Genomic DNA, 21,792 nt, shown 5'->3' on the forward strand with positions numbered 1-21,792 from the left:
TTTGAACCCTTCTTTACAACGCGTAAACAAGGAACCGGCCTTGGCCTGACTGTCGTTCAAATGGTCTGTCGAGCTCATAAAGGTGAGCTCACCGTCCACTCCGAGTCTGGAAAGGGGGCATGTTTTACCTTATGTCTCCCCATTTTGGATTCTGATGGCAGTGATCACCCACATTTAGCAGGAGAAGCGGAATGAAACAGAGCAAAGTACTGATCGTAGAGGATGATGCAGGTTTACGAGAGGCGCTGGTCGATACGTTATCCCTTGCTGGTTATCAGTGGATAGAGGCTGACAGCGGTGAACAGGCACTGCTGATGCTGAAGAAAGAATCTGTTGATATTGTGGTGTCAGACGTACAAATGGCAGGAATGGATGGCCTAGCGCTATTGCGAAACCTTAAACTTAGCCATCCCAAATTACCTGTGCTTTTGATGACTGCGTACGCCAATATTTCTGATGCTGTTTCGGCAATGAAAGAGGGAGCCATTGATTACATGGCTAAACCTTTTGCGCCGGAAGTACTGCTGAACATGATCAGCCGCTATGCCCCCCCGCAGGTCGACAGGGTAGATGCCATTGTGGCAGATCCTAAGAGCAAGGCCTTGATGGCTTTGGCTGACAAAGTGGCAAAGACAGACGCTAACGTAATGATTCTTGGCCCCAGTGGTTCGGGTAAAGAGGTGATGGCGAGGCATATCCACCGTTATTCTTTGCGGTCAGAGGGGCCTTTTGTCGCTATTAATTGCGCCGCCATTCCGGAAAATATGCTTGAAGCGACGCTTTTCGGTTATGAAAAGGGTGCGTTTACCGGTGCTGTTCAGGCTTGCCCGGGGAAATTTGAGCAGGCACAGGGAGGCACCATTTTACTGGATGAGATCAGTGAAATGGATTTGTCATTACAAGCCAAATTACTCCGTGTGCTGCAGGAGCGAGAAGTAGAGCGTCTCGGTGGACGAAAAAGTATAGAGCTGGATGTTCGCGTTCTGGCCACCAGTAACCGTGATTTAAGGCACTACGTTGAGCAGGGTAATTTCCGTGAGGATCTCTACTATCGTCTTAATGTTTTTCCCATCAGTTGGCTGCCATTAAAAGACAGAGCAGGAGATATCTTACCTTTGGCGACACATCTGATTCAGCGACATTGTATGAAAGCTGGTCTCAGAGTGCCGGATATTGAAACTTGTGCAGCAGATAAACTCACCTCGTACCCATGGCCGGGCAATGTCAGGGAGCTGGACAATGTGATTCAGCGTGCGCTGATCCTCTGTAACGACAAGCACATCAGGTCTGATGACATTTTGCTTGAGGGTCTTGACTGGCAATATACCAGCGAACAAAAACAGACGGTTTCCCCGACGGTTGTTCCGGATATTGAGCCACAGGCTCAGCCGATTCCTTTTGAAGTCCCTTCTGCCACAACAGAAAGTCTGGGTGGTGAACTTAGAGAGCAAGAATTTGCCATTATTCTGGATGCACTGAAAGCCTGCGAAGGCAGACGAAAAGATGTAGCAGAAAAACTGGGGATCAGTCCTAGGACGTTGAGGTACAAACTGGCAAAAATGCGTGACGCTGGTATTGAGTTACCGGGCTGATGGTAGTCTAACTGACTTTTTCATTACTTGGTGTGCTTTTTGCATCAACTGATATAAAAGCGAACATTTTTTTAATCAAAGACGCAAGAAGTCAAAAGTTTGACAGAGAAGGTGGCAAATGAAAGTCAACACAATGCAACAGGAAATGCAGGTACTGGCAGCCGAAGCACAAAGCATGACTCGCCCGGCTACTGGTCAGCAGGTCGGTGAAGATTTTGGTCAGTTGCTGTCAAACGCCATCAATAATGTCAACGGACTCCAAAAGACATCTTCTGAACTCACGACGCGTTTCGATCAGGGCGACCGCAGTGTCAGTCTCTCCGATGTTATGATTGCCCGAAATAAGTCGAGCGTAGCGTTTGATGCAACAGTTCAAACGAGAAATAAGCTTGTTGAAGCTTATAAAGAACTGATGAACATGCCTGTATAAGGTGGGAACTGAACCGTGGCGGTAGAAAGTCAAAATACAGATCTGGCGGTAACCGATACCGTCGCAGCTTTGCCTGCAGCAGCCGATGACCAAACGGATCTTGTTATCGCACCCGCAACAGACTCATCCAGTGTTCTTGGAGGGATGGATTTTGCCCGTCAGTTGATTTTGGTCACTGCACTGGCGATTTTCATTTCCTTGATCATTATGCTTTTTTTCTGGATTAGAGAGCCGGAATTAAGACCGCTGGGGCAATACGAGACTGAAGACCTTATCCCCATCCTTGACCATCTGGATAGCAAAAAAATTGATTATCGTCTGGATGGTAATACGATCATGGTGCCTGCTGGCGAGTACGGTGATATCAAGCTCGATATGGCGAGAGCTGGCCTGAACCAAAGAACAGAAGAAGGCGATGATATTCTTCTGAAAGATATGGGATTTGGCGTGTCGCAACAGTTGGAGAGAGAGCGCCTTAAACTGAGTCGAGAGCGACAGCTGGCTGCAGCCATAGAAAAAATTCAGCGGGTCAAAAAGGCGAGAGTTCTGCTTGCCTTGCCAAAGCGCAGCGTTTTTGTCCGTCACAATGAAGAAGCTTCAGCAAGTGTTCTGCTGACATTGCGAAATGGCTCGACATTGGGTCAGGAAGAAGTGGACTCAATCGTAGACATGGTGGCCTCCGCTGTGCCGGGCCTCAAGCCTGTCAGGGTGACGGTTACCGACCAGCATGGCCGCTTGCTCAGCTCGGGGAGTCAGGATCCACTCTCTGCGGTGCAGAGAAAAGAATATGAACTTGAGCGTAAGCAAGAACAATCATTACGCGAAAAAATTGACTCTATTTTGATTCCAGTGCTCGGACTGGGCAACTATACCTCTCAGGTTGACGTTACTCTCGATTTTACCAAGGTAGAGGAAACCCGGAAACGTTTTGACCCGGCGACGCCTGCTACTCGAAGCGAGTATAACCGAGAAGATTACAACAACAGTGACTTGGTGGCGGGTATTCCCGGAGCACTGAGTAACCAACCACCAGCTGATTCAGCAATACCGGAAGATGTTAAGACGCTGAACAAAGCCGGAGCAGGTGAAAATGGCTCGCTGAGTCGTGAAACGACCCGAAATTATGAACTGGATACCACCATCAGTCACCAGCGTTCTCAGACGGGTACCGTTCAGCGTCAGACGGTTTCGGTTGCCGTAAATTATATTCAGGGCATCAATAAAGAAACGGGTGAAGCGACGTTTGGTCCCGTAGCAGATGCAGAGCTGGAAAAAATTCGTCGTTTATTAATGGGGGGTGTTGGTTTTTCACAGGCCCGAGGCGACGTGCTTGAAGTGATATCGGTGCCCTTTGTTAAGCCTGAGGTTGAGAAGATTGGTGATGTGCCTATCTGGGAACATCCGAACTTCAACGATTGGATTCGCTGGCTAGCTGCTTCTCTGATTGTTATTGTCGTGATTATGGTACTGATAAGACCTGCACTGAGTAAACTCATGTACCCAGAGCAGGACGATGATGGCGCACTTGGCCCCAATGGCGAAATGCTTGGGCCGGACGGATTGCCGCTTAATCCTGATGATGAGATTGGTCTTATTGGCGCTGACCTGGACGGCAGCGGAGATTTCTCAATTGGCGACTCGGGTATGGGACTGCCTGATCTGCATAAAGACGAAGATATGCTTAAAGCTGTGCGTGCATTGGTGGCTAATGAGCCTGACCTTGCCGCACAGGTTATTAAGAATTGGGTAAGTGAACATGGCTGATAACGAAAACGCTGATGGAGCACTAACAGGGCTGGATAAGGCTGCGATATTGCTGCTCAGCCTGACCGAGCAAGATGCTGCGAGTATCATCCGCCACCTTGAGCCAAAACAGGTTCAAAGAGTGGGGCAGGCGATGACAACCATGAATGACTTGAGTCAGGAGCGAGTTGCCGCAGTCCACAGTGCATTTATCGAAGAGATACAGCAGTACACATCTATCGGTATGGGCAGTGAGGACTTCGTTCGCAACGCCCTTGTTGCCGCTTTAGGTGAGGACAAAGCCAATAATTTGGTTGACCAGATCACATCGGGTGGTGCGTCACGAGGGCTTGAAGCCCTGAAATGGATGGATCCGCGTCAGGTGGCATCCATTATTCTCAACGAGCACCCCCAGATTCAAACTATTGTTTTATCATATCTGGAGCCCGAGCAGTCTGCCGAAATTCTTACTCAGTTCGCTGAGCGTGATGCGTTAGATTTGGTGATGCGTATTGCTACACTTGAAGAAGTGCAGCCTGCCGCACTGAAAGAGCTAAACGAAATTATGGAGAAACAGTTTGCTGGTCAGTCTGGCGCTCAAGCGGCCAAGATTGGCGGCCTGAAAGCAGCAGCCGACATCATGAACTACATGGATAAAACCATGGAAGCTGCACTCATGGAGCAAATCGAACAGAACGACGAAGAAATGGCGTCTCAGATTCAGGACCTCATGTTCGTCTTCGACAACCTTGCCGATGTCGACGATCGCGGTATACAAGCTATTCTTCGCGATGTTCCTCAAGAAGCTCTACAAAAAGCGCTCAAGGGTGCCGAGGAAGGTCTGCGCGAGAAAATATTCGCCAATATGTCGTCGCGTGCTGCAGAAATGCTGCGTGACGACCTTGAGGCAATGGGACCCATTCGCGTGGCCGATGTGGAAGGTGCTCAGAAGGAAATCCTCTCTGTTGCAAGACGTCTTGCCGACTCGGGCGAAATTATGTTGGGTGGTGGCGGTGCAGACGAGTTCCTCTAATCATTCCCATCGTTTCGGCTTGATGACAAACGCTAATCCTGCTGAGGTGGTTTATGTCTAATGATCGTCGCCGTGGCTACATTCGCGCTGATGATGTACCGTCAGACACGTTTGCCCGCTGGTCCTTACCTGATCACCATGACAGAAAGCCACCGCCAAGGGAAACGGCGCTTAACTTCGATCCGGGCTGGTCTCCTGAGGCCGCTCTTGAAGATGTGCATGCTGAACCTGAAGTTGCTGTCAAACCTCTGACGGCTGATGCGCTCGAAGAAATTCATGCGTCTGCTGTTGAAGAAGGCAGGGAAGAGGGGCATCAGGCTGGTTTTGAGCAGGGGCGCGAAGAGGGGTTTGCCGAAGGTCGTGAGGCGGGTTTCGCTGAAGGGCGAGAGGCGGGCTTTGAAGAGGGTCTGGCAGGCGGTAAACAGGCTGTTGATGAAAAATGTCAGCAGCTTGAAGCCATGGTTGAAAAACTGGTTTATCCGTTGCAGCAGGTTGATGCCGATATTCAGCAACAGATGCTGGAACTGGTACTTTCGCTGACTCGCTCATTGATTGATGTTGAGGTGCAGACGAATCCTCAGGTGATTCTTGCTACGCTACGAGAAGCCGTACAGTCATTGCCAGTGTCCGGTCGAAAGGTCACCGTATATCTTCACCCTGAAGACAGAGAGAGGGTAGAGCAGGCTCATGGCGAACAAGGTATCGCAGAGCGCAACTGGCAGCTCGTCTCTGAGCCATCTCTGAACACTGGCGACATTCAACTCTACTGCGAAGACTCATCTGTCGATTACCGAATGGAAGACAGAGTTCGTCATCTACTGAGTCAGTTCAGAGGGCAGAATCAAACGACACTGCCTCAGGATTCAGACGAGGATGCGCAAAACGTCATGCTCGATGAGCCAAGAGTGCAACAAGTCCAAGAGAGCAGCGAACAAATAGACTCGTCTGATACTGCGCCTGCAGATCCCATGGTGTCTGAGCCTTCCGACGACAGTCTGATGACTGGCACCGAAGCGTTTGAACAGAGCCAGCAAGATAGCAACAATATTAACTCAACGCTTTCGGCGGCCGATGAGAGCAGTAATGCTTAATCTCTCTGAACGCCTTTCGACACTTAAAACGACCAATCTTGTTACCCGGCCTGTTGCATCAGGTCGGCTTGTTCGGGTCGTCGGACTTACCCTTGAAGCTATTGGTTGTCGGGCATCTGTCGGCAGCCTTTGCCGGGTTGAAACGTTACATGGTGATATCGAGGCTGAAGTCGTTGGCTTTTCCGGTGACACCCTTTTCCTTATGCCCAGCGAGCAGTTAACCGGTGTCTTACCCGGCGCCCGGGTCACGCCATTGGTACATGAACAAGGCATTGCGGTTGGCCCTCAACTGCTGGGCCGAGTCATTGATGGTGTCGGTAATCCGCTTGATGGCAAAGGAGATATTTACTCCGATAATAAAGCATCATTTACCGCTCAGACGATTAATCCGCTCGCCAGAAAACCAATCGACAGTCCCCTTGATGTCGGTATTAAGGCAATCAATGGCCTGTTGACGGTTGGCAAAGGCCAGCGTATCGGGCTTTTTGCTGGTTCAGGTGTCGGAAAGTCTGTCACGCTTGGCATGATGACCCGTGGAACAACTGCACAGGTTGTCGTTGTCGGACTGATTGGCGAACGTGGCCGCGAAGTAAAAGAATTCATAGATGAGATCCTTGGCGACGAGGGACGTGCCCGCTCCGTGGTGATCGCGGCTCCTGCAGATGCCTCTCCCCTCATGCGTCTGAAAGGCTGCCAGACAGCACTGACTATCGCGGAATATTTTCGCGATCAGGGGCTGGATGTGCTGCTGCTGATGGACTCGCTAACTCGCTTTGCTCAGGCGAGAGGGAGATTGCTCTGTCAGTCGGAGAGCCGCCAGCCACAAAAGGCTACCCACCCTCTGTATTTGCCAAGTTACCAGCGCTGGTTGAACGTGCCGGGAATGGCAGTGACGGTCAGGGATCAATTACTGCTTTTTTCACCGTTTTGACCGAAGGCGACGACTTGCAAGACCCGATAGCGGATGCGGCAAGAGCGATTCTTGACGGGCACATTGTGCTGTCCCGTGAAATGGCAGATGCCGGACATTATCCTGCTATTGACGTCGAACGCTCGGTCAGTCGGGTGATGCCACAGATAGTTAACGAAGAACACATGTTGATGGCACGTGCTGTCCGTCAGGTGTTGTCCGTATGTCGTAAAAATCAGGATCTCGTATCAATTGGTGCCTACAAGCCGGGAACAGATCAGGCTATTGATCAGGCCTTCATGTTTAAACCCAAGCTAGATCAGTACCTCCAACAGGGTATGAAGGAGGTGGTGCCTTATGATATGTGTGTCAACATGCTCCGTTCATCATTGCAGGGGTAGGGTTTAAAATATGGCGAACTCGGCACTGGAATTGTTACTTGAAAGAGCCCAAAGCGATGAGCAGAATGCCCAGCTGGCATTGGTGTCCGCGCAACAGGAACTGGAAGGGTATCGCCGCCAGCTTGAGCAGATTGAACAATACCGTTTTGATTACTGCAAGCAGATGACGGCCCGTGGTCAGCAGGGCCTGACTGCCAGTAACTACGGCCATCTCAACCGCTTTATCGTTCAGCTTGATGAGACACTGGCAAAACAGCGCCAGGCGGCAGGTGCATTTGAACAAAAAGTGGAAGATTGCCGCACCTATTGGCACAGCTGTCGGGAGAAAACCCGTTCACTTGATTGGTTGTGTGAAAAACGCCGTAACGAAGAAAAAATAAGGGCTGAAAAGCTCGAGCAGAAACAAATGGACGAGTTTGCTACCCTCTCTTATTTCCGCCAACAACAGAAAAAATCCAACTTGGCCTGATAATTGCTTTTAAGCTAGCAGTAAATCAAAAAAGATTGGGATAACGCCGCGATGTGCAGCGTAAACCTTACCCTTTTCACTGATGATGGTAGCGATATGAATCAGCCCACACTTCCATTACAGAGCGTTTTAATGAAAGCGGCACCAGCAGCTTCAGAGCGTATGCCTGTTGTTGAAAAAAGTGATGCCGGTGAGCGCTTCAAAGAATCTTTGGAACATGCTGTCCACCAGGATAAATCAGTAGACTCTGCAGAGATAAAAGATGCTGAAACAGCCGATGCAGCTGATACAAAAGAAGTTGCTGAAAATGCAGAGCCGGAGACAGCAAAGGTCGCTGACGAAAACGAACAGGTGTCAGAAGATCCTGTTGAGGGTAAATCTGAGACCGACACCGCTGTTTCCGAGGGTGATAAAACTAATACAGAATCCGATGCTGAGCTTGCCTCAAAGCAGGCAATTATGGATACCAAAGCTCTGTTGGACAGGCTGGCGATGTCTTCAGCGGCCCTATCTGCGAAACCATCTGCGGCTGATACTGACGAAGTGAAAGTGAATAACGGTGAAGAAGAGAGCGGCGATGTTCTGACGGTGAACGCGATGCCATCAGGCAAAACCTTGCCGCAATCAGAACTCTTGCTTGCTAAACATTTCAATCGTGAACACGAACACGTGAAAGATATTGAGCAGGTCTCCACTGATAAAAGCGATCATCAGGAAGAAACACTGACAATAAAAGATATTGACGTGTTGGTTAAACTCGTTCATCAGTCTCCCGAACTTGAAGCAGCCCTGACTGATGAGCAGAAGCAGGCATTGTCATTGGCAGCTGAGTCTCCAGAAAAGTTAACGAGTGAGCAGGTTGAACTTCTCACCCAATTAAAAGAAACCTTGATAACAGAGTCCAATCAGCCGTCAACTCCTGTCGCCTCTGGTGATGTTGAGAAAGCAGATGTAAAAGCGACAGGAAAAGAAGTCGGTGAAGTACGGAACAAAGTGGCTGAATCTTCAGGTCAGCAGGTAAAAGTGTCAGACTTGCAGGTTGCCGCCAGAGCGGAACCAACCAAGCATCTGCAAGATCCTGCTTTACGCCAGCCAACCCAAATAGTAGCGGATGAAACTGCACCACAGCAGGCTACTGCTCAACAGGCAAAGCCGGAATTATCTCCTGTACTCGCTGGCGCAGCTGGATTTAGTCAGAATCAGCTACAGAAAGCGGTTAGAGAGGGACTCTCTCCAGAGTCACTGAAAACAGATATTATGGCAGCGACTGAGGGAAGCAAGGCGCCTCAGGTAGAAAATAAACCAGAGGCTCTGGCCCAGCAATTAGCAGCATCTTTCGGACAGCAAGGCAGCACTATTGCAGCCAAGCTGGACAGCAGTGTCGCACAGAGCCCTTTACAAATCAGTACTAACCAGAATGAAGCGGCTGCTGCACTAGCGGAAAGGGTAAATATTATGATGTCAAAAAACCTTAAGCAGGTTGATATCAGACTTGATCCGCCAGAGCTTGGCAGAGTACAAATAAAACTCTCAATGGGCAGTGAGCAACAGGCCTCAGTGCAGTTTACGGTATCAAGCCAGCACGCCAGAGATGCCTTGGAAAGTGCGATGCCGAGATTACGCGAGATGATGCAACAGCAGGGCCTACAGTTGTCTCAGTCATCCGTGCAGCAACAAAGTAACGGTAATCAGCAGGCATCCACTGGTCAGGGCCAGCAGGGTGATGGCCAGGGATCCTCGAGTTCGGGTCGATCTGGTTTATCACTGGATGATGATACAAATACTCTCGTCAGGGATGTCTACATCAGGCCATCGTCTGACGGTGTCGACTTTTATGCCTGATACATCGACATCTGAAAGGTGTGTTGATGTGATTAAATATTGTTCTCTGCTGATGTATATTGAGGTAAAAGATGGCGGAAGAAGAAACAGAAAATACTGAAGAAGAAGGCGGTGGAGGTAAATCCAAACTGCTCATTATCATCATTGCTGCGGTAGTGTTGCTAGCGGGCGGGGGTGGTGCAGCTTTCTTTTTGATGTCTGGGGGCGATGAGGCCCCACCTGAAGCGACTGCTTCACAGGAAAAAACAGAATCAGATGCGCCTCCGGCCCCTGCTTTGTACGTCACGCTTGATCAGCCATTTATTTTTAATGTGACAGGTGATCGGGCACACAGATTGGTACAGGTTGAGATACAACTGATGGTCAGAGGTGAGTCACATCAGTTTTTGGTTCAGCAGAATTTACCGCTGGTTGAGTCCAGCTTGCTGGAAGCGTTTGGAAAGGCAACAGTACAACAGCTGCGAACCGCAAAAGGACAGGATGAAGTCCGTCAGATGGCGGCAGAATCCGTTCAAAAAGCAATGGAAAATGCTATCGGCGAGGCCGTGGTTGAGCGGGTGTTATTCACTGGTTTTGTAATGCAATAGGTGTAACGTGGATTTACTCAGTCAAGACGAAATTGATGCGCTACTCAGCGGTGGAGATCCACCTGATGAGGAAGAGACTGGCAGTGAACAGGTCGATGATTCCGAGGCCTCCAGCTTTGACTTCTCGTCGCAAGACCGCATTGTCCGTGGTCGGATGCCGACTCTGGAGCTCATCAACGAACGTTTTGCCCGCCATATGCGGATCAGTATTTTCAACATGCTGCGTAAAACAGCTGAAGTATCGATTAATGGTGTCCAAACCTTAAAATTTGGCGAATATCAGAACACACTTTTTGTTCCAACCAGCCTGAATATGGTTCGCTTCCGTCCTTTAAAAGGGACAGCGCTTATTACCATGGAAGCCCGACTGGTATTTATTCTGGTGGAAAACTTTTTTGGCGGAGATGGACGCTTTCATGCCCGGATTGAGGGGCGTGAATTCACCCCAACCGAGCGTCGTGTCATTCGTATGCTGCTCAAGCTGATTTTTGAAGACTACATTGATGCTTGGGAACCTGTCATGAATGTAGAATTCGATTACCTCGATTCTGAAGTGAACCCGGCAATGGCTAATATAGTCAGCCCGACAGAGGTAATTGTTGTCAGCTCTTTCCATATAGAGCTTGATGGCGGGGGCGGCGACTTTCATATCGTCATGCCATACTCGATGGTAGAGCCTATCCGTGAGATCTTAGATGCGGGTATCCAGAGTGACAAAGGGGATACTGACCATCGCTGGACAACGGCGCTGGAAGAGGAAATCATGGGCGTAGAAGTTCTGCTCACGGCTAAGTTACTTGAAACCCAGCTCTCACTGCGTGATCTGATGGAGATGGAAGCCGGGGATGTCATTCCGGTTAAAATGCCTGAGCATTGCACGATTTATGTTGAAGATTTGCCGTCCTTCCGGGGCAAAATGGGTCAGTCAAATGAAAATATGGCGATAAAAATTACTGAAGAACTCAAGCGGCCTGAAGTGGCGAAGAGTGACATCATGTTGCTTGAGAAAAAAGAATCAAAAAATCGGGAAGATGACGACTGAGTCGATACTTCCGGGCCGCCCGATATGCGGCGTAGTTGATTGATATGGTGAATTGCGATGAGTGATGTAGAAGACGAATGGGCAGCGGCTCTTGCCGAGCAAGAAGAGGTTGAGTCCGGCGCGGAGCTTGCGCCGCTCGACGAGCTGACAGATGAGACGGTGAGCATCTCAGAAGATGAGCAGCGTAAGTTAGACTCCATCATGGATATTCCGGTAACTATCGCGATGGAAGTTGGCCGGACAAACATCAATATACGGAACCTGCTTCAACTTAATCAGGGTTCTGTTGTTGAGTTGGATCGTCTGGCTGGCGAGTCACTGGATGTGCTGGTCAACGGAACATTGATTGCACATGGTGAAGTGGTTGTGGTCAATGACAAGTTTGGTATTCGACTGACTGACGTGATTAGCCAAACAGAGCGAATTAAAAAGCTTAGCTAACTAATTGTTTTATCATGTTTTAAAGCACCTCTTTGAAGAGGTGCTTTTTTTCGGCCTGAAATTTGCTTTCCCCCTCTTTTAACCTGTTTCTCAACAAGTGGCTGACAGATGGTAAAACCGATAATCATCCTTTTGTTCTCTTTCTTCTCTGTGCCTGTCATGGCAGCACCACAAGCAGATCTGAAACTTGGAACAACGCTCATTTCACTTTTTTTAGTGCTTGGTTTGATTCTTGCGCTGAGCTGGGTCGTCAAACGATTGAAAGTGCCCGGCTTACCAAATGGTCAGTCAGGTATGCGTATTATCAGTCAGTTAGCTGTCGGACAGAAAGAACGGGTCATGGTGGTTGAGGTGAACAAGGAACAAGTTTTGATTGGTGTTACTGGTCAGCAAATCACCCTTCTGAAAACGCTGAACGAGCCGATGGAAGCGCCGGCAACGCCGACTTCTTTCAGTGAACACCTCAATCAGATATTGAAAAAAAATGAAAATGTATAAATCACTCTTCGCCATTTTTTTGACGACGCTGTTGATTGTCGGTTTTCCGGCACATGCAGAAGATACGGTGTCAGACTTGGCAGCACAGGCCGTTACCTCGATAGAGAAAGCGGGTGATGCGTCAATGATACAGCAGCGTAATGGCGGTGGCGGAATTCCGGCACTCACCATGACAGTAAACCCGGATGGCAGCGAAGACTATTCAGTGACGCTGCAGATTCTGGCGTTGATGACGGCGCTGGGTTTCTTACCTGCCATCGTTATATTGATGACTTCTTTTACGCGGATTGTGGTGGTACTGGCAATTTTGCGTCAGGCGATGGGGCTGCAACAAACCCCGTCCAATCAGGTGATCATTGGTATATCCATGTTTTTGACCTTTTTCATTATGTCTCCTGTCATCGACCGAATGAATACTGATGCTATCCAGCCCTATATCAACGAGAGCATCACGGCTAAAGAAGCTTTTGAGCGAGTACAGGTTCCGCTGCGTGATTTCATGCTGAAGCAGACCCGGGTCAAAGACCTCGAAACCTTTGTCAATATGTCCGGCTCACAAGCGAAAGACCCGTCAGAAGTGCCGATGACAGTCTTAATACCTGCATTTATCACGTCGGAACTGAAAACGGCATTCCAGATAGGTTTCATGCTCTTTTTGCCTTTCCTGGTTATTGATTTAGTCGTGGCATCGGTATTGATGGCGATGGGTATGATGATGCTGTCTCCAATGATCGTATCACTTCCATTTAAACTCATGCTCTTTGTGCTTGTGGATGGCTGGAATCTTATCCTGTCTACACTGGCTGGCAGCTTCGGGTAGGGTAGGCAAATTATGGCTCCAGAACTCTTTGTCGGTATTTTTCAGGATTCACTCCAGATGGTGCTGATCATGGTGTCCGCAATCGTGGTGCCGGGTCTGCTGGTTGGTCTGATTGTTGCTGTTTTTCAGGCGGCAACCTCAATCAATGAACAAACACTGAGCTTCTTACCGAGGTTGATTGCGACCTTGCTGGCCCTGATGTTCTTCGGCCACTGGATGACTCGCATGTTGATGGAATACTTTTTCCATCTGATAGAAGAAATCCCTCAACTTCTGTATTGAGAGCGGCGATGGAATATCCAACTGCAATGATCCTCGACTGGATGGCGAATTACTTCTGGCCGTGGACCCGCATTTCATCAATGTTGATGACCATGACATTTTTCGGTGCCCGGTTCGTACCCGTGAGAGTGCGGTTGTACCTGTCTCTGGCCGTCACTTTTGCTGTGATGCCAGCGCTCCCTGCGGTGCCGGACGATATTCAGTTGGTGTCTTTCGCAGGGTTTCTGATACTGGCACAACAGGTCCTGATTGGCGTTGCCATGGGTACCGTGACCCAGTTTGTCATTCAAACCTTCGTTTTACTCGGCCAGATATTGGGTATGCAGTCTAGTCTGGGTTTCGCATCCATGGTTGACCCCGCCAATGGTCAGAATACGCCTTTGCTTGGTCAGATTTATCTCTTCCTGGTCACCATGCTGTTTCTCGCCACTGACGGTCACTTGGAAATGCTGAAACTCGTGGTGATGAGCTTTGACACACTGCCTGTGGGAAGCATGTTGTCTGCGGTTAACTATCAAGCATTGGCCGGTTGGTTTGGCATCATGTTTAGTGTTGCACTCAGTATTTCGCTGGTGGGCATTATTGCTTTGTTAACCATTAATATCTCGTTCGGTATTATGACCCGTGCCGCGCCTCAGCTAAATATCTTCTCCCTCGGTTTTGCCTTTGCGCTTATCGTGGGTCTCTTTGTCAGCTGGTATATCATGGCAGGCCTCCTTCCACAGTATCAGCAGCACTGGCAGACAGGTATCAGCTCGGTCTGCGATCTGATTCGTCTTAACTGTGATCTCTGAGGAATTAAGAAATGGCAGAGAGTGACGGTCAGGAACGTACAGAAGAAGCCACCCCCCGAAGGCGGGAGCAGGCGCGGGAGAAAGGTCAGGTTCCGCGCTCAAGAGAACTGGCGTCAGCTTCAGTCTTAGTGATCGGAGCCATCGCATTAATGTGGTTCGGTCAGGATCTTGGTGCTGCCATAATGAAAGTGATGGCAGAAATGTTCAGTCTGAGTCGGGAAGAGATCTACGATGTTCATCGTTTGTGGCTAATCTTGTCTAATTCTATCTGGTATTTATTCTGGCCGTTAGCCATTATTCTCATCACCTTGTTTGTTGCTGCGCTGGTGGGGGCTGCGGGGGTCGGCGGAGTCAGTTTCTCTTGGGAGGCGGCGCGACCTAAACTGTCTAAGATGAACCCGCTCAGCGGCATCAAGCGCATGTTTGGCAAACAGAGTCTGGTTGAGCTGATCAAGTCAATTCTCAAAGTCACTCTGGTGAGTGGCATGGCTGTCTTGATCATGTGGTCAAATCTTGATGACTTTCACCAATTGACTCTCGAGCAGTTCCCTACCAATTTGTATCATGCGATGGAGATGCTGCTTGATTTCGTGTTGCTGATTTGTCTCTCTCTGCTCATTGTCGTTGCCATTGATATCCCGTTCCAAATTTGGCAGCACAACGAACAGCTCAAAATGACAAAGCAGGAAATCAAAGACGAGTTCAAGGATACCGAGGGTAAACCTGAGGTCAAAGGCCGTATTCGGATGCTGCAACGTGAAATGGCCCAGCGTCGTATGATGGCGGAAATCCCGACTGCCGATGTCGTGATCACCAACCCCGAGCACTACTCTGTTGCTCTTCGATACGACAGCGCAATGGACAGAGCGCCTGTCGTTGTTGCGAAGGGCATCGACTTTACCGCAATGAAGATTCGTGAAATAGCGACTGAATACGATATTGATATCGTTCCTGCCCCCCCGCTTGCACGTGCGGTATATTACAGTACCGAACTTGAACAACAAATTCCTGACGGGCTGTTTACAGCAGTTGCTCAGCTTCTGGCATATGTCTTTCAGTTGAAGCAGTTCAAGAAAGGTCGTGGACGACGGCCCCAGGCGATTAAGCCTGACCAATTACCGATACCGTCAGATTTACGTCGCTAGGCCATTATGTACTGAATAACATATCCAAGTGACTGACTGATATCGTTAAAAAAAGCTGGTTCGCTTTTTGCTTAGAACTCAATCATCGATTTTGGAGTTCGAAGAAAACGACAATGAAACTCGCCTTGCCGTTACTGAACAAAGTATCAGAAAAAGTCCCTTTCCGGTTTGACCAAGGGATGCCAGCCATCGGTGCGCCGATTTTGGTATTGGCTACGTTAGCGATGGTGGTACTTCCTGTACCAGCCATGCTGCTCGACCTGATGTTCTCATTCAATATTGCCCTTTCTCTGGTCGTCCTGCTGGTTACTGTTTATACCCGCCGTCCTCTCGATTTTGCTGCTTTTCCTACTGTCCTGCTGATCGCCACCTTGATGCGACTTGCGCTTAACGTAGCGTCAACCCGTGTGGTTCTCCTGCATGGTCACGAGGGACCGGGAGCTGCGGGTCAGGTGATAGACGCTTTTGGTAAAGTGGTTATCGGGGGCAATTACGCCGTCGGTCTGGTGGTTTTCCTCATTTTGATGATCATCAACTTTATGGTGGTGACCAAAGGTGCTGGCCGTATTTCAGAAGTCTCGGCCCGTTTCACCCTTGATGCCTTGCCCGGTAAACAGATGGCAATTGATGCTGACCTGAATGCTGGCTTAATTGACCAGGAGCAAGCCCGTACTCGAAGGATGGAAGTCACCAAAGAAGCTGACTTTTACGGTTCGATGGATGGTGCCTCAAAGTTCGTCAAAGGTGATGCCATCGCCGGTATTTTGATTCTGGGCATCAACATCATCGGCGGTCTGAGCATCGGTATGATTCAACACGATGTCAGCTTCTCCAAGGCAATTGAAATATACACCTTGCTGACAATTGGTGATGGTCTGGTTGCTCAGATCCCATCTCTGTTGCTGTCTATCGGCGCCGCCATTATGGTGACCCGTCAGAATACCGACGAAGACATGGGACAGCAGGTTGTCTTCCAACTGATTGATAACCCCAAAGCATTGGTCATTGCTACTGGCATTTTGTTCGTGATGGGTGTCGTCCCTGGTATGCCACATATTCCCTTTCTATTCCTTGCGCTGATTTGCGGAAGCTTTTCCTATTGGAAGATTCGCCAACAGAAAAAAGCCAAGGCTGCGGAAGAGGCTGCGCCAGCAACGGATATGGTCGCTCCGAAACCGAAAGAGCTGTCTTGGGACGATGTCATGCCTGTCGATGTGATCGGTCTCGAAGTGGGATATCGCCTTATTTCCATGGTTGACCGTGACCAAGGCGGCGAGCTACTCGACAGGGTCAAGGGAGTCAGGAAAAAGCTGTCACAAGATTTTGGCTTCCTGATCCCGGCGGTTCATATCCGTGACAACCTTGAGTTGCCCCCGAATAACTACCGTATCACGTTAATGGGTGTTGCAGCTGGTGAAGCGGAGATCCGTCCTGACATGGAATTGGCGATTAATCCGGGGCAGGTGTTTGGGCCACTGGAAGGTGAACAAACGAAAGATCCAGCATTCGGGCTTGATGCAGTATGGATTGATAAAAAACACCGTGAACATGCTCAGGCTCTGGGATATACCGTCGTTGATTCCGCGACTGTGTTGGCAACCCATCTCAGTCAGCTGCTAACCAACAATGCTGAGCGCTTGCTGGGTCATGAAGAAGCACAGAACCTGATTGATTTGCTCGCCAAGCAGGCACCAAGACTGACCGAGGGGCTGATACCAGACCTCATTTCTCTTGGCGTGGTCGTTAAAGTGCTCCAGAACCTGCTAAACGAAGCTATCCCAATTCGAGATGTGAGAACGATTGTCCAGACTCTCTCTGAGTATGCGCCGAAGAGTCAAGATCCTGACATCTTGACGGCGGCTGTCAGAATTTCGTTGCGCCGCATGATTGTTCAGGAAATCAACGGAATAGAGCCCGAACTTCCGGTCATTACCTTGGCACCTGAGCTGGAACAGATATTGCATAAAACTATGCAGGCAGCGGGAGGCGAATCGACCGGTATTGAACCTGGGCTTGCCGAGCGTCTGCAACAGTCACTTTCTGAAGCGACGCAACAGCAAGAGTTGCAGGGCGAACCTGCGGTGTTACTGACATCTGGTGTGCTAAGAGCGACACTGGCGAAATTTGTCAAAAACACCATTCCGGCATTACGTGTCCTTTCGTATCAGGAAGTGCCGGATGAAAAACAAATAAGAATAGTGAATGCAGTTGGCAACTGATAGTCAATCAGTGATATGAGACAAAGAATTTGAAAATTAAACGATTTTTTGCAAAAGACATGAGAACGGCACTCAGTGAGGTGAAAGAAGCACTGGGCGCAGATGCTGTGATCATGTCGAATAAGAAGGTCACTGGTGGAGTCGAGATCGTTGCAGCCATTGACACTGAAACATCACCGAGCGATAGCCGCAAAGAGGCAGTGCGCTCTCAAGTGGCGAAAGCCATGGGTGATACCCAGCGTCGTCTTGCTGACGACAAAGTTGATATTCGTCATAGTCAGCAACCCGCCCGCAGCGCCGAGTCATCCCTCAGCAGTAAATTCTCATCACTGTTAGACCGTTATCAGGGTCAGTCTGCGCAGCCCCCGGAAGAAGATCCGCCAGCTGACAGCCTGACAAGCCTACTGGCGCGTCAGCAAAAAGCGGCGCAAAAACCTGCTCCTGCTCAGAACAGGCAAGGTGCTCTCACACGTACCCGTAATCACAACCATGCCTTTGGTGGAGATTATGCGCGTCAGCAGCAGGAAAAAAGCCAAGAGCTTGACCGTTTATATCAGCAAAAAATGCAGCAAAAAGGCCGTGCCGATGGCTTGCCTGCCATGCGCAGAGAGCAAGAGCTTCGTCACCAAGATCGAAATGGCGGCGGTAGACAGCCAGATCGTCGTCAAGACCGGACCATGATGGATAGCCGTGGTGGTATTCAGCAAGGTGGTGAGATGGAGGCGATGAAGAAAGAGATGGCCTCTATTCGCAATCTTCTTGAGCATCAGTTGTCGGGCTTGATGTGGCAGGAGGTTGAACGAAAAGAACCTCTGCGCGCCATGTTGATTAAACGCCTCGAAGCGATGGGATTATCACCGTTTCTCTCCGATCAGCTTGCGGGTTACATACCTGAAGATACGCCAGCAGCTGATGCATGGAGCGCAGTGCTTGAATTACTCACTGACCAAGTTATCACTGGCGAAGACAATTTACTGGAGCATGGCGGTGTTATTGCCTTGCTTGGACCGACGGGCGTCGGGAAAACAACCACAATTGCCAAGCTTGCTGCTCGGGCCGCGATGGACTTTGGTCCTGAAGAGATTGCCCTTGTTACAACAGATACTTATCGCATCGGTGCTCATGAGCAACTATCGACATACGGAAGAATTCTTGGTTGTCCGGTAAAAATTGCAAAAGATGCGGACGAACTGGCCGATATATTGTACCAACTGCGTCACCGCCGTTTGGTATTTCTCGATACTGCCGGGATGGGACAAAGGGATATTCGACTGACTGAGCAACTGGATACTCTGATTCAGAACAGTGGCTCACATATTCGAAGTCTGCTTGTGTTGCCTGCGACAGCGCAACGAAGAGTCTTGCAGGAAACCATAGATCATTTCCGCAGAATACCGTTATCTGGATGCGTCCTCACAAAACTGGACGAGTCCTTAAGTCTGGGTGAACTTCTGAGTGTCACCATTGAAAATGCACTTCCGGTTACCTTCCTTGCCGACGGGCAGCGGGTTCCAGAAGATATTCGTCATGCCAGTGGGCAGTATCTGGTTACTAGGGCCAGTGAACTTTTAGACAGCGACAATGAGCAACAGCACACTTTCTGGAGCCACGATGTACCAGAGTCAAATTCGGCAGACTTCTATGATTGAGAGTACCATGCAGGATCAAGCCAGCGGCCTCCGCCGCTTGAGAACCCCAACCCGGACCAAGGTCATCACTGTCACTGGTGGCAAAGGCGGGGTGGGTAAAACCAACATTACCCTGGGTATGGCAGCTTCGATGGCAAAACTTGGGAAGAAAGTCATGGTACTTGACGCCGACCTTGGTCTTGCCAACGTAGATGTGTTACTTGGGCTGCGTGTTGGTAAAAATTTATCTCACGTAATGCAAGGTGTGTGTGACCTGAAAGATATTATCGTTGAAGGCCCGCATGGCATGAAGATTGTACCGGCCTCATCAGGTATGAGAGGTATGACGGAGCTCACTCAGGCCCAACACGCAGGGTTAATCCGTGCATTTGGTACGCTTGATGAAGATGTTGATGTACTGATTGTTGACACAGCGGCGGGTATATCCGATATGGTTCTCAGCTTTTCCAGAGCCGCTCAGGATGTGTTGATGGTTGTCTGTGATGAGCCCACATCCATTACCGATGCGTATGCGCTGATAAAGCTTCTAAGCCGCGAACATGGGGTTACTCGGTTCAAAGTTGTCGCCAATATGGTCAGGAGTTACCGGGAAGGGCGAGATTTGTTCACAAAATTAACTCGGGTAACAGAAAGATTTTTAAATGCTAATCTAGAATTAGTAGCATGTGTGCCAATTGATGAACGAGTGCGTCAATCTGTCAGGAAGCAAAAAGTGGTTGTCGATGCGTTTCCTCGCTCGCCTGCTGCACTTGCAATGACAGCTCTGGCTAACAAGGCATTGACCTGGCCTGTTCCGTACAGTCCAAGTGGTCACTTAGAGTTTTTTGTTGAGCGTTTGTTGGTGAAAGACGACTCTACGGGGGAATACCTCAGTGAATAGGGCATTAACCTACAATCGGGCGGGAACAACACCGGATTCCCTGATCCAACAGTATTCGTCATTGGTAAAACGCATTGCGCATCATATAATTGCGCGCTTGCCACCCAATGTTCAGGTGGAAGACTTGATTCAAGCCGGAATGGTTGGTTTGATTGAGGCCAAACAAAATTACGACCCTTCTAAAGGGGCCAGTTTCGAAACATATGCTGGCATTCGTATTCGTGGTGCCATGTTAGATGACATCCGCAGAGGTGATTGGGTACCGCGATCTGTACACAAGAACAACAGACAAATCAGTGAGGCAATTGCCTCGCTGGAAAGTGAGCTCGGCCGAGATCCAAAAGACAACGAGATTGCGGAACGGCTTGGAATGTCGATGGCTCAGTACCATCAGGCTCAGAATGACATTAATTGTGGCAGGCTAGTTGGTATGGAAGATCTGGGTATGACGGATGAAGTCTACTCGGCTGACGACTCACAAGAAGAAAATTCGACATTTCAGGAAGTATCGGACGGCAGCTTCAAGCACCATCTGGCAGACGCCATCCGAAAGCTACCAGAAAGGGAAGCATTGGTACTGTCTCTATACTATGACGAGGAACTTAACCTCAAAGAGATTGGTGCCATCATAGGGGTTAGCGAATCCCGAGTTTGCCAGATTCAGAATCAGGCAATGCAGCGGTTACGAACCAAGCTATCGGCTTGGTCGAATTAAGTATTAACAACAATAAGAGACCTCACCGGAGGCAACTTTGAACACAAATATGAAAATCCTCGTTGTTGACGATTTCTCAACAATGCGCCGAATCGTTAAAAATCTTCTTCGTGATCTGGGGTTTAACAATACTGTTGAGGCCGATGACGGTTTAACCGCTTTACCAATTTTAAAGCAGGGTGGCATTGATTTTGTCGTTACGGACTGGAATATGCCCGGCATGCAGGGGATTGAGCTTCTCAAGCACATCCGCGCCGACGAAAGCCTTCGTCATTTGCCTGTTTTGATGATCACGGCGGAAGCCAAGCGTGAGCAGATTGTTGAAGCGGCGCAAGCAGGCGTTAACGGCTACATCGTTAAACCATTTACTGCTGCTACTTTGAAAGAAAAACTGGATAAGATTTTCGAGCGCATGTAATTCCCTTTCCTGCAGTAAAGGATTGATAGGTAATGATTTCTCTTGACCAAGCTAAAAGTCTGGTCAGTTTACTCGAAGAAGGGAAGCAGGAAGACGCGAATGCAATGTTGGCATCGTTAGTCGACGATGCTAGCAATCCGCTCTTCAATGAGGTTGGAAAACTGACACGGCAGTTACACAATTCGTTGACGAATTTCAGTCTTGATCAACGGGTCAGTGATCTTGCGACTAGCGAGATACCCGACGCGAAGGACAGACTTAATTTTGTAATTGAAAAGACCGAGACGGCAGCAAATCGCACAATGGATGCGGTGGAGGCGACGCTTCCAATTGCAGATAATTTATCTACATGTCTCTCTCAGGTACGCCCGCAATGGAATGACTTGATGAATGGGCGCATTGAGCTCGAGCACTTTAAGACGCTTTGTCATCAGATGGATGAGCTACTGAGTCAAGTGGAGGGCGATACATCGACTCTCCAGAGTCAACTTCATGAAATCCTGATGGCGCAGGACTTTCAGGACCTGACTGGACAAGTTATCCGTCGTGTGATCGATTTGGTTCACGAAGTGGAAAATCAGTTAGTTGAAATCCTGACAGCATTTGGCATGCATCAGGCTGAAGAAAATAGCGAGCACCCGGCAGATATTGCCGAGTGTGTACACGACAAAGAATCTGCTGTGATGGCTGAGGGACCAATCGTTAATGAGCAACAGCGTCAAGAAAAAGCAGTAATGCAGAGTCAAGACGACGTTGACGATTTACTTTCTAGCCTTGGGTTTTAGGGGTGA

The 21,792-nt window shown here is 49.2% G+C and carries 22 protein-coding genes and 1 pseudogene; all 23 read left to right on the forward strand.

What is annotated here, in order from left to right; all coding sequences use genetic code 11:
* The coding region (locus A8L45_RS15880) for an ATP-binding protein (RefSeq protein WP_245680746.1) at positions 1 to 195 on the forward strand (195 nt) is incomplete at its 5' end.
* Positions 192 to 1,592, forward strand: a complete 1,401-nt coding sequence (locus A8L45_RS15885) for a sigma-54-dependent transcriptional regulator (RefSeq protein WP_068904047.1) — start codon at positions 192 to 194, stop codon at positions 1,590 to 1,592. The genes A8L45_RS15880 and A8L45_RS15885, both read left to right, overlap by 4 nt.
* 118 nt (positions 1,593 to 1,710) lie before the next feature.
* Positions 1,711 to 2,022: a flagellar hook-basal body complex protein FliE gene (gene fliE, locus A8L45_RS15890; RefSeq protein ID WP_068904050.1), complete on the forward strand. Its 312-nt coding sequence runs from the start codon at positions 1,711 to 1,713 to the stop codon at positions 2,020 to 2,022.
* Positions 2,023 to 2,037: 15 nt separating this feature from the next.
* Positions 2,038 to 3,786: a flagellar basal-body MS-ring/collar protein FliF gene (gene fliF, locus A8L45_RS15895; protein WP_068904052.1), complete on the forward strand. Its 1,749-nt coding sequence runs from the start codon at positions 2,038 to 2,040 to the stop codon at positions 3,784 to 3,786.
* Positions 3,779 to 4,798, forward strand: a complete 1,020-nt coding sequence (fliG, locus tag A8L45_RS15900) for a flagellar motor switch protein FliG (protein WP_068904054.1) — start codon at positions 3,779 to 3,781, stop codon at positions 4,796 to 4,798. The genes fliF and fliG overlap by 8 nt, the downstream gene beginning before the upstream one ends.
* A 53-nt stretch (positions 4,799 to 4,851) precedes the next feature.
* Entirely contained in the window at positions 4,852 to 5,889 is a 1,038-nt protein-coding gene (locus A8L45_RS15905) for a flagellar assembly protein FliH (protein ID WP_068904056.1), read from the forward strand.
* Positions 5,882 to 7,200, forward strand: a pseudogene (fliI, locus tag A8L45_RS15910) (flagellar protein export ATPase FliI). The gene A8L45_RS15905 and the pseudogene fliI overlap by 8 nt, the downstream one beginning before the upstream one ends.
* A 10-nt stretch (positions 7,201 to 7,210) precedes the next feature.
* The gene (gene fliJ, locus A8L45_RS15915) at positions 7,211 to 7,669 is read left to right on the forward strand and encodes a flagellar export protein FliJ (RefSeq protein ID WP_068904058.1); all 459 of its coding nucleotides are present in this window, start codon (positions 7,211 to 7,213) and stop codon (positions 7,667 to 7,669) included.
* 51 nt (positions 7,670 to 7,720) lie between these two features.
* Complete coding sequence (locus A8L45_RS15920; RefSeq protein WP_068904060.1) at positions 7,721 to 9,511, forward strand: flagellar hook-length control protein FliK; 1,791 nt, start codon at positions 7,721 to 7,723, stop codon at positions 9,509 to 9,511.
* A 71-nt stretch (positions 9,512 to 9,582) separates the two neighbouring features.
* Complete coding sequence (gene fliL / locus A8L45_RS15925) at positions 9,583 to 10,098, forward strand: flagellar basal body-associated protein FliL (RefSeq protein WP_068904062.1); 516 nt, start codon at positions 9,583 to 9,585, stop codon at positions 10,096 to 10,098.
* A gap of 7 nt (positions 10,099 to 10,105) precedes the next feature.
* Positions 10,106 to 11,140: a flagellar motor switch protein FliM gene (gene fliM / locus A8L45_RS15930; protein ID WP_068904063.1), complete on the forward strand. Its 1,035-nt coding sequence runs from the start codon at positions 10,106 to 10,108 to the stop codon at positions 11,138 to 11,140.
* 57 nt (positions 11,141 to 11,197) lie between these two features.
* Positions 11,198 to 11,581, forward strand: coding sequence for a flagellar motor switch protein FliN (gene fliN / locus A8L45_RS15935; RefSeq protein WP_068904066.1), 384 nt, complete (start codon positions 11,198 to 11,200; stop codon positions 11,579 to 11,581).
* A 108-nt stretch (positions 11,582 to 11,689) separates the two neighbouring features.
* Complete coding sequence (gene fliO / locus A8L45_RS15940; RefSeq protein WP_068904068.1) at positions 11,690 to 12,079, forward strand: flagellar biosynthetic protein FliO; 390 nt, start codon at positions 11,690 to 11,692, stop codon at positions 12,077 to 12,079.
* A complete protein-coding gene (gene fliP, locus A8L45_RS15945; protein WP_068904071.1) occupies positions 12,066 to 12,899 on the forward strand; it encodes a flagellar type III secretion system pore protein FliP in 834 nt (277 codons plus the stop codon). Before fliO ends, fliP begins: the two co-directional genes overlap by 14 nt.
* 12 nt (positions 12,900 to 12,911) lie before the next feature.
* Positions 12,912 to 13,181 carry a flagellar biosynthesis protein FliQ gene (fliQ, locus tag A8L45_RS15950; protein ID WP_068904073.1) on the forward strand — a complete coding sequence of 90 codons (270 nt, stop codon included), beginning with the start codon at positions 12,912 to 12,914 and terminating at the stop codon, positions 13,179 to 13,181.
* A gap of 8 nt (positions 13,182 to 13,189) precedes the next feature.
* Positions 13,190 to 13,975, forward strand: a complete 786-nt coding sequence (fliR, locus tag A8L45_RS15955; protein ID WP_068904075.1) for a flagellar biosynthetic protein FliR — start codon at positions 13,190 to 13,192, stop codon at positions 13,973 to 13,975.
* Between the two features lie 11 nt (positions 13,976 to 13,986).
* Entirely contained in the window at positions 13,987 to 15,120 is a 1,134-nt protein-coding gene (gene flhB / locus A8L45_RS15960; protein ID WP_068904078.1) for a flagellar biosynthesis protein FlhB, read from the forward strand.
* A gap of 179 nt (positions 15,121 to 15,299) precedes the next feature.
* Positions 15,300 to 17,339: a flagellar biosynthesis protein FlhA gene (flhA, locus tag A8L45_RS15965; protein WP_390336286.1), complete on the forward strand. Its 2,040-nt coding sequence runs from the start codon at positions 15,300 to 15,302 to the stop codon at positions 17,337 to 17,339.
* A 29-nt stretch (positions 17,340 to 17,368) separates the two neighbouring features.
* Positions 17,369 to 18,988: a flagellar biosynthesis GTPase FlhF gene (flhF, locus tag A8L45_RS15970; protein WP_068904081.1), complete on the forward strand. Its 1,620-nt coding sequence runs from the start codon at positions 17,369 to 17,371 to the stop codon at positions 18,986 to 18,988.
* A complete protein-coding gene (locus A8L45_RS15975; protein ID WP_068904153.1) occupies positions 18,981 to 19,868 on the forward strand; it encodes a MinD/ParA family protein in 888 nt (295 codons plus the stop codon). The genes flhF and A8L45_RS15975 overlap by 8 nt, the downstream gene beginning before the upstream one ends.
* Positions 19,861 to 20,583 carry an RNA polymerase sigma factor FliA gene (locus A8L45_RS15980; RefSeq protein WP_068904083.1) on the forward strand — a complete coding sequence of 241 codons (723 nt, stop codon included), beginning with the start codon at positions 19,861 to 19,863 and terminating at the stop codon, positions 20,581 to 20,583. The genes A8L45_RS15975 and A8L45_RS15980 overlap by 8 nt, the downstream gene beginning before the upstream one ends.
* 49 nt (positions 20,584 to 20,632) lie before the next feature.
* Positions 20,633 to 21,001 carry a chemotaxis response regulator CheY gene (gene cheY / locus A8L45_RS15985; protein ID WP_068904085.1) on the forward strand — a complete coding sequence of 123 codons (369 nt, stop codon included), beginning with the start codon at positions 20,633 to 20,635 and terminating at the stop codon, positions 20,999 to 21,001.
* Positions 21,002 to 21,033: 32 nt separating this feature from the next.
* On the forward strand, positions 21,034 to 21,786 hold the full coding sequence (locus A8L45_RS15990) for a protein phosphatase CheZ (RefSeq protein ID WP_068904087.1): 753 nt from the start codon (positions 21,034 to 21,036) through the stop codon (positions 21,784 to 21,786).
* Positions 21,787 to 21,792: the final 6 nt, after the last annotated feature.

The organism is Veronia pacifica, assembly GCF_001707825.1.
GTDB lineage: Bacteria > Pseudomonadota > Gammaproteobacteria > Enterobacterales > Vibrionaceae > Veronia > Veronia pacifica.